Annotated in this window: 12 protein-coding genes; 6 read left to right on the top strand and 6 right to left on the bottom strand. The window is 68.8% G+C overall.

All coding sequences use genetic code 11. The features are described from left to right. The 6 genes from FFS72_RS19285 to FFS72_RS26530 form a co-directional block, all read left to right on the top strand. On the top strand, positions 1-438 hold a 438-nt coding region (locus FFS72_RS19285; RefSeq protein ID WP_137875429.1), incomplete at its 5' end, for an aminotransferase class III-fold pyridoxal phosphate-dependent enzyme. A gap of 15 nt (positions 439-453) precedes the next feature. Then, positions 454-852: an ectoine synthase gene (locus tag FFS72_RS19280; protein ID WP_137875428.1), complete on the top strand. Its 399-nt coding sequence runs from the start codon at positions 454-456 to the stop codon at positions 850-852. A gap of 19 nt (positions 853-871) precedes the next feature. Next, a complete protein-coding gene (locus FFS72_RS19275) occupies positions 872-1,795 on the top strand; it encodes a D-isomer specific 2-hydroxyacid dehydrogenase family protein (protein WP_137875427.1) in 924 nt (307 codons plus the stop codon). Between the two features lie 64 nt (positions 1,796-1,859). After that, positions 1,860-2,015: a hypothetical protein gene (locus FFS72_RS26535; protein ID WP_171018745.1), complete on the top strand. Its 156-nt coding sequence runs from the start codon at positions 1,860-1,862 to the stop codon at positions 2,013-2,015. Positions 2,016-2,072: 57 nt separating this feature from the next. Beyond that, a complete protein-coding gene (locus FFS72_RS19270) occupies positions 2,073-2,915 on the top strand; it encodes an NAD-dependent protein deacetylase (protein WP_249353409.1) in 843 nt (280 codons plus the stop codon). Between the two features lie 13 nt (positions 2,916-2,928). Then, positions 2,929-3,096: a hypothetical protein gene (locus tag FFS72_RS26530; RefSeq protein WP_171018744.1), complete on the top strand. Its 168-nt coding sequence runs from the start codon at positions 2,929-2,931 to the stop codon at positions 3,094-3,096. Between the two features lie 15 nt (positions 3,097-3,111). Here FFS72_RS26530 and proB read toward each other — a convergent pair whose 3' ends face one another. The 6 genes from proB to ndk form a co-directional block, all read right to left on the bottom strand. Beyond that, positions 3,112-4,218 (bottom strand): glutamate 5-kinase, encoded by a 1,107-nt coding sequence (proB, locus tag FFS72_RS19265; protein WP_137875425.1) that lies wholly within the window; start codon positions 4,216-4,218, stop codon positions 3,112-3,114. Next, the gene (obgE, locus tag FFS72_RS19260) at positions 4,215-5,675 is read right to left on the bottom strand and encodes a GTPase ObgE (RefSeq protein ID WP_137875424.1); all 1,461 of its coding nucleotides are present in this window, start codon (positions 5,673-5,675) and stop codon (positions 4,215-4,217) included. Before obgE ends, proB begins: the two co-directional genes overlap by 4 nt. Positions 5,676-5,775: 100 nt before the next feature. Further along, a complete protein-coding gene (gene rpmA, locus FFS72_RS19255; RefSeq protein ID WP_007532011.1) occupies positions 5,776-6,039 on the bottom strand; it encodes a 50S ribosomal protein L27 in 264 nt (87 codons plus the stop codon). Positions 6,040-6,100: 61 nt separating this feature from the next. Beyond that, positions 6,101-6,412: a 50S ribosomal protein L21 gene (gene rplU / locus FFS72_RS19250; protein ID WP_007532013.1), complete on the bottom strand. Its 312-nt coding sequence runs from the start codon at positions 6,410-6,412 to the stop codon at positions 6,101-6,103. Between the two features lie 211 nt (positions 6,413-6,623). Beyond that, positions 6,624-9,782 carry a translation initiation factor IF-2 N-terminal domain-containing protein gene (locus FFS72_RS19245; protein ID WP_137875423.1) on the bottom strand — a complete coding sequence of 1,053 codons (3,159 nt, stop codon included), beginning with the start codon at positions 9,780-9,782 and terminating at the stop codon, positions 6,624-6,626. A 446-nt stretch (positions 9,783-10,228) separates the two neighbouring features. Further along, positions 10,229-10,648 (bottom strand): nucleoside-diphosphate kinase, encoded by a 420-nt coding sequence (gene ndk, locus FFS72_RS19240; protein ID WP_050062768.1) that lies wholly within the window; start codon positions 10,646-10,648, stop codon positions 10,229-10,231. Positions 10,649-10,673 lie beyond the last annotated feature (25 nt).

The following is a 10,673-nucleotide window of genomic DNA, read 5'->3' as shown; positions in this document are numbered from 1 at the left end:
GGCCTCCCCATGGCCCTGACCCTCTTCAAACCCGAACTCGACGTCTGGACCCCCGGCGAACACAACGGCACCTTCCGCGGCAACAACCCCGCCTTCGTCACCGCCACCGCCGCACTCGAGCAGTACTGGACCGACGACCTGCTGCAACTGTCCACCTTGTCGAAGGGCAAGCGCATCGCGGAGATCTTCGCGAACCTGTCCGACTCGTTCGACGGTGTCAGCACCCGGGGCCGCGGCATGGTCCAGGGCCTCGTGTTCGACGATCCGGGCAATGCGGTGAAGGTGTGCGGACTCGCCTACGACGAGGGTCTGCTAGCCGAGACGTCCGGGCCCTCGGACGAGGTCGTGAAACTGCTTCCCCCGCTCACCATCACGAACGACGAGCTGGACCACGGCCTGAGCGTTCTCGCCGAGGCAACCGCCAAAGTGTGTGCCTGAGAAGGAGTTTCGACAATGATCGTGCGGACCACCGACGAGATCACCGACACTGACCGCGACATCACCAGCACCGACGGCAACTGGCGATCCAAACGCATCGTCCTCGCGGGCGACGGCGTCGGATTCTCGTTCCACGAGACCACCATCGCCGCGGGCTCGGTCAACGAGTTCCACTATGCCAATCACGTCGAAGCGGTGTGGCTGATCGAAGGCGACGGCATCCTCACCGACCTCGACAACGGGGAGGTGCACCAGTTGCGGCCCGGCACCATGTACCTGCTCGACGGCCACGAACGGCACCGCGTCGAACCCGTCACCGAGATGCGGATGCTGTGCGTCTTCAACCCGCCCGTCACCGGCCGGGAGGTACACGACGAGAATGGGGTGTACCCGCTCGTCGAAGTCGCCAACTGACCACATCAGGAGTTCACAGATGACGCCTGTGCCCGTCGCCCTCGGACCGCACACGACTCCCCTGCTGGAGGAGGCCGTCGTCCGCGGCGGCGCGGTCGTGTCGCCGCTCGAGGGCGCGCGGGCACTGGTGTGGAACGCGGGGCCGGACCAGTTCCCCGACTCGCTTCCCGATGGGGTGCGCTGGGTCCAACTGTTCTCGGCAGGCGTCGAGGAGTGGTTCGACTCGGGCATCATCGCGCGTCATTCCGACGTGGAATGGACCTCCGCGGCAGGAGCTTTCGCCGCGACGGTCGCCGAACACGCACTCACCCTGCTGCTCGCGGGCGTGCGGTCGCTGCCCGACCAGATCACCGCGACGACGTGGCGCCAGGAGGAGTTCTTCGGCCGGGTCGGCACCCTGCGCGGGGCACGGGTCGGCATCCTCGGAGCGGGCGGCATCGGGCGGGCCCTCATCCCGATGCTCACCGCCGTCGGCGCCACGGTTGTCGCGGTGAATCGTTCGGGCACGGAGGTTCCCGGTGCGGATGTGACCCTGCCCGCTCATCGCACGGAGGAGATGTGGAGCCTCGTGGACCACGTCGTGATCGCGGCCCCCGCGACAGCCGACACCAGGCATCTCGTCGGCGCCGACGAACTGCGACGGTTGGGCCCGCGGTCCTGGGTGGTCAACGTGGCCCGCGGTTCACTCGTCGACACCGATGCGCTCGTCGCCGCCCTTCGCGACGGAACCATCGGCGGCGCCGGACTCGACGTCACCGAACCGGAGCCGCTGCCGGACGGCCACCCGCTCTGGACCTTGCCGAATGCGATTGTCACACCGCACTGTTCGAATCCGCCGGCGGTCCGGCCTCAGGCCTACGCTGACCACGTCGCCGCCAACGTCTCCCGGTTCGTCGCGGGTGAACCGCTCCTCGCGCGAATCGATCCACTCGCTGGCTACTGATCACACCGTCCGCCCGCACCGGGTGGTCACGAAGAAACGCCCGCATCGGGCAGAAGAGGAACACATGCGTCAGGGAGTCGGTGCGACGTCCGCACGGATCGTGGCAACAGCAGCAGCACTGGCTGCCGTAGCGGCAATCACCACCACCGTGGTCGCGGTGCTCGGTGTTCTCGACGTGCAACAACGCAATCCGTACCGTCCGCCACAGACCCTGGAGTGAGATCGGCGCCGCCGCACGCACCCGGGCTACTCTGGATCGGTGACCATCGCGACCACCCTGACCGCGGAGTCGGACCTTGCGGCGCTCGTATCCAGGCGCTCCGTGGTCGCGCTCACCGGTGCGGGCATGTCGACCGATTCCGGAATCCCCGACTACCGCGGTCCCGACTCACCGCCGCGCAACCCGATGACGTATCAGCAGTTCATGGGCGATTCCGATTTCCGGCGGCACTACTGGGCCCGTAACCACCTCGGCTGGCGGCACATGGATGCCACCCGGCCCAATGCCGGACATCGGGCGCTGGCCGCACTCGAGCGATCCGGGACGGTGCGCGGCGTCCTCACCCAGAACGTCGACCTGCTGCACACCAAGGCGGGTAGCCGGGCGGTCATCGACCTGCACGGCAGCTACCTCCAGGTTCGGTGCATGGGCTGCGAGCGTCGGACTTCTCGTATCGCGCTGGCCGAACGTCTGGAAGCAGCCAATCCGGGATTCGCCGAATCAGTCGTCGCCGCAACGGGCGTCGAGATCGCCCCGGACGCCGATGCCGTCATCGAGGACACCGCGCATTTCCGTGTGGTCGACTGCGAGTACTGCGGAGGCATCCTCAAGCCCGACATCGTGTATTTCGGGGAATCGGTTCCCCGTGACCGTGTCGACGCCGCGTTCGCGATGGTTGAGTCCGCCGATGTACTGCTGGTGCTCGGCTCGTCGCTGACCGTGATGTCGGGGCTGCGTTTCGTCCGCCGCGCGGCGAAGCTGGGCATCCCCGTCGCGATCGTCAACCGCGGCGCCACCCGGGGAGACACATACGCGGCCCTCACCCTCGACGCCGGCTGCTCCGAAACGCTGACCGATCTCCGGCGAGTCATGGAGGCGTGCACCGCTACCGGGCCCTGACTAGACTTGGCGGATGCCGAAGTTCATCGACAGGGCCAAGTCACTGTTTCGCAAACGCAGGCCTGTCACCCGGGAAGACGCGGCGGAAATCGCGGACTGGTTGAACGAAGGAGGCGCACCCCACCCCGGCGGCCCCCCCACCGTCGTGGAGCGTCCGCAGGACGAGCCGAAACGCGACTGAACCCGATTCTCCGGGTCAGAGGCGGACGAGGTCGTCGGCGTGGACGACGGGACGCTGCATGTCGGACGGCAGTTCCGTCGTGGACCGGCCGAGCATCTCGTCGAGTTCCGCGGCGTCGTACGCCACGACTCCCCGCGCCACGGGGACGCCGTCCGGCCCGGACAGGGACACTACGTCCCCGCCGTGGAACCGGCCGCTGGTCGCGGTGATACCCGCGGGCAGCAATGACCGTCGCCCGTCGACGACGGCGCGCACCGCGCCGCTGTCGAGGTGCAGTTCGCCTTGGGTGTCGGCGGCGTGCCGGACCCAGAACTTGCGTGCCGAGAGGCGTGCCGGCCGGGCGGCGAACGCGGTGCCGACATCGGCACGGGAGAGCGCCCGGGCCGCGTCGCTCGCCGCGGCCAGCAGCACCGGCACCCCCGAGTCGGCGGCCAGACGCGCCGCGGACAGCTTCGACGCCATACCGCCGGTGCCGAGCGCGCCACCGGACCCGGCGACGACGCCGTCGAGGTCCTCGGGGCTCGTGACCTCGGGGATCAGCGTCGCCGCACCCTTGCGCGGATCACCGTCGTACAGCCCGTCGACATCGGACAGCAGGATCAGCGCGTCGGCGCTGACGAGATGCGCGACCATCGCAGCGAGCCGATCGTTGTCGCCGAACCGCAGTTCCGCGGTCGCGACGGTGTCGTTCTCGTTGACGACGGCGACGGCGTGAAGCGCGCGTAACCGGTCGAGGGTGCGCTGTGCGTTGCGGTACTGGGTGCGGCGGGCGATGTCGTCGGCGGTGAGCAACACCTGACCGACGGTCCTGCCGTACCGGTGGAACGACGTGCCCCAAGCGTGGGCCAGCGCCAGTTGCCCGACGCTGGCGGCTGCCTGCTTGGTCGCCAGGTCGCGCGGCCGCTTGGACAGCCCGAGGGGGGCGATGCCCGCGCCGACCGCACCGGACGACACCACGACGACGTCGGTCCCCGCACGCATCCGCGCCTCGATGGCATCGGCGAGCGCGTCGAGCTTCCCGCGGTCCAGTCCTGCATGGAGGCTCGTGAGTGCCGAGGAACCGATCTTGACGACGATGCTGCGAGCGGTCGCGATCTCGGTGCGTGTCACGGACTCCGTCACTGGTTCTCGGGGTCTTCTGCCTCGAGTCCGCGGCGTACCCGGTGGGCATGCTTGCGCTCGTGCGCACCGATCCGCTCGACCTGATCGAGTCGGGCGTCGGTGCCGCGTCCGGTGCGTGTGAGGTCGACGCCGGCCGGGGTCTGCGGCTCCCATTCGAAGCTGACGTCGCCGATCGTCACGGAGCAACCCGGTTCGGCACCCATCTTGACCAGCTTGTCCTCGACACCGAGCCGAGCGAGGCGGTCCGCGAGATAGCCGACGGCCTCGTCGTTGTCGAACGCGGTCTGGCGGATCCAGCGTTCGGGCCGGGTGCCGCGGACGATGAACCCGCCGGGGGTCTCCGGGTCGGCGATGATGCTGAACCCGGTCTCGTCGACGGCGATGGGCCGGATGACCTGACGCTTCGGCGCGGCGGGCGGATGCGCGGTCCGGTACTCCTCGACCATCTTCGCCAGCGCGAAGGTCAAGGGACGCAAGCCTTCCCGGCTCACCGCCGAGATGGTGAACACGGGCCAGCCGCGGGACTCGAACTCCGGCGTCACCATCTCGGCGAGTTCGGCGGCGTCGGGGACATCGGCCTTGTTCAGGATGACGATGCGCGGCCGGTCGGCCAGGTCGCCGAGGCTCACGTCACCCGACAGTGCGGGCTTGTAGGCGGCCAACTCCGCTTCGAGCGCGTCGACGTCGGAAACGGGGTCGCGATCGGATTCGAGAGTCGCGCAGTCGACGACGTGCGCGAGCACCGCGCACCGTTCGAGGTGACGCAGGAAGTCCAAGCCGAGTCCGCGGCCGGCGCTGGCTCCGGGAATCAGGCCGGGCACGTCGGCGACGGTGAAGGTGGTGTCACCGCTGGAGACGACGCCGAGGTTCGGCTGCAGCGTCGTGAAGGGGTAGTCGGCGATCTTCGGCTTGGCCGCCGAGAGCACGGACACGAGCGACGACTTGCCCGCGGACGGAAACCCGACGAGGCCGACATCGGCGACCGACTTGAGTTCGAGAACCAGGTCTCGCTCGACGCCCTCCTCGCCGAGGAGCGCGAAGCCCGGTGCCTTGCGCGCCTTCGACGACAGTGCGGCGTTGCCGAGGCCGCCGCGGCCACCCTGGGCGGCGATGTACTTGGTTCCGGCGCCGATCATGTCGGCGAGGATCTGGCCGTCCTTGTCGAGCACGACGGTGCCGTCGGGGACGCGCAGGATCAGGTCGGACCCGTTGGCGCCCTCCCGGTTGCCGCCCTCACCCTGCCTGCCACTGGTGGCCTTGGCACGGGGATGGAAGTGGAAATCCAGCAGGGTGTGCACGTTCGAGTCGACGACGAGGACGACGTCACCGCCACGACCTCCGTTGCCTCCGTCCGGTCCACCGAGTGGCTTGAACTTCTCGCGATGCACGGAGGCGCAGCCGTTGCCGCCCTTGCCTGCGCTGACGTGCAGCACCACACGATCGATGAACCGAGACATGACTGCCGGATTCCTTCCTGTCAGTCGGTGAAAAGCAAAAGGGGCGAGCCGGGTGTGTGACCCTGGCCCGCCCCCTCTGGAAGCGCGTTGCGCAGCAGACTCAGGCCTCTGCGGCAGCCGGAACGATGTTCACGGTCTTGCGTCCACGCTTGGTGCCGAATTCGACGGCACCGGCAGCGAGGGCGAACAGCGTGTCGTCGCCGCCACGGCCGACGTTGACGCCGGGGTGGAAGTGCGTGCCGCGCTGACGGACCAGGATCTCGCCCGCGCTGACGGCCTGACCGCCGAAGCGCTTCACGCCGAGTCGCTGGGCATTCGAATCGCGACCGTTGCGCGAGCTGGATGCACCCTTCTTATGTGCCATGACGGACCCTCCTCAGGGTTTCTAAAGCTCGGTTCTACGAAGTGTTCTCGAAGAGATCGAGTTACTTGATGCCGGTGACCTTGAGGACCGTCAGCTTCTGACGGTGGCCCTGCCGCTTGTGGTAGCCGGTCTTGTTCTTGAACTTGTGGATGCGGATCTTCGGGCCCTTGGTGTGCTCGACGACCTCACCGGTGACCTCAACCTTGGCCAGCTTGTCGGCGTCGGTGGTCAGCTCGGATCCGTCGACGACGAGGACCGGGGTCAGCGAGACAGCAGCGCCGGGCTCACCCTCGATCTTCTCGACCTTGACAAGGTCACCAACAGCGACCTTGTACTGCTTTCCGCCGGTCTTGACGATCGCGTACGTTGCCATCGGACGGCTACCCCTTGCTACTTCGAACGTGCTCGCGCGGAGGTCGCGCGACTGGTCTTGTGTACTTTGCTTCCTCGGCCCCTCCGGCGCCCTTGCGGGCGCAGCAGAGCTTTGTCGCCGAGTAGCGACCGGTCAAGATTACGGGATAGCGATTGGCAGGGTCAAACCGCCCCGGCCACGTCACATCCCGGCACCTCGACCGGTCGACCGATCAGCCTTCGATCGGAGGTCCCGCGGGCCTGCCCGCGGCACGCCTACGCGGACGCCGTTTCGGTGCGACCGACTGCGCTTCCGCATCACCGGCACCGTCGCCGGCCACGACGACCGGTTCCGGTGCCGAGGCGGCTGCAGGCTCGGGCACGGCCACGTCGTCCGACTTCGCAACCACGACGACGGTGCCCTCGTCCGCGCCCTCCACGTGCTCGGGTGCGGCCGTTGCTCGCGACGCCCGACGGGAACGCCTGCGTCCCCGTGCCGGCGCAGCGGCAGGCTCCGGCTCGGGTTCGGCCGCGACGACCTCGACGCTGTCTGCGGCCTGGACCGGCTCGGCGGGTGCCGCGTCGGCGACCTGTGCTTCCGCTTCGCCAGGTGTCGCCTCGTCCGCGTCGACCGCGGCCTCTGTCGCGACCACTGCGGCCGCTTCGGCGGCAGGCTCGGCTACGACATCGGCAGTCACGGACGCGACCGCGTCGGCCTGCTCGTGCGCTTCGTCCTCGTGGTGATGAGCGGCCATGGCGAGCGCGACAGGATGAGCGCGCTTGGTGCTCGCGTCGACCTCCGCGTGACCGTTCTTCTCCGCGGCGGGCTGCTGCTGCGGCTGCGGCTGCGCCTGCTCGGGCTGGGTCGACTTGTCGCGGCCACGCTTGCGCCTGCTGCCGGATTCACCCTTGCTCTGTGTCCGTGCAGCGCCGTCGTCGCCGCCGCGAACCTCGACCGGGTCGGCGTGGACGATGATGCCGCGGCCGTGGCAATGCTCACACGTGGTGGAGAACGCCTCGACCAGTCCGGTTCCGAGCTTCTTACGGGTCATCTGGACCAGGCCGAGGGAGGTGACCTCGGAGACCTGGTGCCGCGTACGGTCCCGGCCGAGCGACTCCGTGAGCCGGCGCAGCACGAGATCCCGGTTCGATTCGAGGACCATGTCGATGAAGTCGACGACGATCATTCCGCCGATGTCGCGCAGACGCATCTGGCGGACGATCTCCTCGGCGGCCTCGAGGTTGTTACGGGTGACCGTCTCCTCGAGGTTGCCGCCCGCACCGGTGAACTTGCCGGTGTTGACGTCGACGACCGTCATGGCCTCGGTCCGGTCGATGACGAGGGTGCCGCCGGACGGCAGCCACACCTTGCGGTCCAGCGCCTTGGACAGTTGCTCGTCGATCCGCCGGACGGCGAACACGTCGGGTCCGCCTGCCTGCGGTTCGTAGCGCTCGACACGCGGCAGCAGGTCCGGAGCAACGGTCCGAATGTAGTTCTCCACCGTCGACCAGGACTTCTCGCCCTCGATGACGATCTTGGAGAAGTCCTCGTTGAACAGGTCACGGACGACCTTCACGAGCAGGTCCGGCTCCTCGTACAGGGCCTTCGGGTTACCCGACTTGCCCTTGTCCGCGGCTGCCGCGTGCTCTTCGATCTCCGCCCACTGCGACTGCAGACGCTGCACGTCGCGAGCGAGTTCCTCCTCGCTGACGCCCTCGGCTGCCGTGCGGATGATGACGCCGGCCTCCGGCGGCACGACATCGCGCAGGATCTCCTTGAGCCGCTTGCGCTCGGTGTCGGGCAGCTTGCGGCTGATGCCGGTGGACGTACCGCCCGGCACGTACACCAGGAAGCGGCCGGCCAGCGAGATCTGCGTGGTCAGGCGGGCACCCTTGTGGCCGACCGGGTCCTTCGACACCTGCACGAGCACCTGGTCGCCGGGCTTGAGCGCCTGTTCGATCTTGCGGCTGTTGCCGCCGAGGCCCGCTGCCTCCCAGTTGACCTCACCGGCGTAGAGGACGCCGTTACGGCCACGGCCGATGTCGATGAACGCAGCCTCCATCGACGGGAGCACGTTCTGCACGCGGCCGAGGTAGACGTTGCCGACCATCGACGCGGACGCCGACGTGGTGACGAAGTGCTCGACCAGGATGTCGTCCTCGAGGACCGCGACCTGGGTCAGTCCGTCGGGATGGGCCTGACCGCTCTTCTCGCGGACCACCATGACGCGGTCGACGGCCTCGCGGCGCGCGAGGAACTCGGACTCGGTGAGGATCGGCGGACGACGACGCCCCGCGTCACGGCCGTCGCGGCGCCGCTGCCTCTTGGCCTCGAGCCGTGTCGACCCGGAGATGCCCTGCACCTCGTCCTTGACTGCGCGAGCCTTGGTGCGGGGTTCGCGTTCGTGCACGACGGTGGTGACGCCGTCGTCCTCGGTGCTGTCGGCGGCGTCGCTGCCCTTGCGGCGGCGACGGCGACGACGGCGACGGCTGGTTCCGCCCTCCGAGTCCTCGGTGTCGTCTGTGTCCTTGCCTTCGGCGCCACCGGCCTCGGTGTCGCCTTCCTCGGCGGTCGTACCCGCGGCGGAGCCGGCGTCGGTCGACGTCTTCTCGGCCGGTTCCGCACCGCTCTCGGTTTCCGGCGCCTGCTTCTCGGATGCCTGTTCGTCGGAGGTCTCGGTGGCCTCGCCCGTGGACTCGGATTCCCCGCGTCCACGTCCGCGCCCGCGGCGCCCGCGACGACGACGCCGGCCCTGGCCTTCCGACTCGTCGTCGGCGTGGTCGGCAGCCTCGCCGCCGGTGGTCGTGTCCTCGGTGGCCTTCTCCGCGGCCTGGTCGCGGTCGGCGGTCTCCTCGCTGGTGGGCGCCGCGGGACCGGTGGTCACCTCGATCGGGGCGTCCTCGTCGGGTGCGGCGGCCTCACGGCGGGCACGCCTGCGACGCTGCGGCGCCTCCGTCGTCTCGGGCTGCAGGAACAGGGGTGCCTGGAACACCGGCACCTCGGCCGGTGCTGCGGCAACCTCCTGCGATTCGGCGTGGGTGAACAGCCCACCCTGCTCCGGGATCTGCGCTTCCGCGATCAGATCCGCCGGCGCGTGGAGGGACTCCGGGGCCGACTCGGCGGCGGGTGCGGCCACGGGTGCCTCGTCACCAGGAGCCGAAGCGGGCTCGTCCGACGCGGCGGGCCCGTGCAGCGCCGAGTGGACGCGCTCCGCGAGGGCGCGATCGATGCTGGATTGCGCGCTACGCAGTTCGATGCCGAAGTCGGCGACCTTCGCAAGAACCTGCTTGCTGGTCAGCCCCAAGATCTTCGCGAGCGCGTGGACTCGCATCTTCTCCGGGAACGCCGGAGTGGTGGACTGTGAAGTTTCGTGCGGCGCTTGATCGGCCACGTAAGTCTCCTCGGGCCCCCGGGCGCGTCCACCTGTCGGAGTGCGCGGCCACTCGAGGGCACTGTCTGTGTGTGCTCACACCGGGGTGTGAGTCCGTCTGGTCTCGCCCCGCGCCGTTCTCGGTGATCGCATCGGTCACGTCGAACTCGTGTGGGGCCTGGCAGGCTGAACTCCGCGTCCCGTGCGCCTGATCATCCAGCGTGCGGCCCGGGAGGGATTTCCTCCACCTGGCAGCAGCGATGCGGACATCGAGCCGTGGTGTCATCCGGTCTGACCGCACCCGATCGTCGGTGCCGCCCGAACTGTTCCGGCGGGCAGGGACGAACCGTGCGCGGGTTGACCAGTGTCAGTATCCCATACGCGCCGGGCACACTGCGCCAACGCCGCACCGCACCCTCACCGAGTTCGGTGAGGGTGCGGTGCGGTGCGGGAAGGAAGGGGGTGAATCAGGAGTGTGCGAGGTTCGGGAACCAGAGCGCGATCTCGCGCTCGGCCGATTCCGTGGAGTCGGATCCGTGTACCAGATTCTGCTGACCGTCGAGGGCGAAGTCGCCGCGGATCGTGCCGGGGACGGCCTTCTCCACGGGATCCGTTCCACCTGCGATCTGACGGAAGGCCGCGATCGCGCGGTGACCCTCGACCACCGCGGCGACCAGCGGTCCCGAGGTGATGAACTCGAGCAGTCCCGGGTAGAAGGGGCGTTCGGCGTGTTCGGCGTAGTGCTTGCCTGCAACGTCTGCGTCGGCGATCCGCATTTCCAGTGCGGCGACGGTCAGACCCTTGCGCTCGACTCGCGCGAGAATGTCTCCGATGAGGTTGCGGGCAACGCCGTCGGGCTTGATCAGTACCAGGGTGCGCTCAGTCACGGGCGGACAGCCTAACGGGTCGGTC

The sequence above is a fragment of the Rhodococcus sp. Q genome (genome assembly GCF_005503035.1).
GTDB lineage: Bacteria > Actinomycetota > Actinomycetes > Mycobacteriales > Mycobacteriaceae > Rhodococcus_G.
This window is presented reverse-complemented; position numbering and strand designations above follow the sequence as displayed.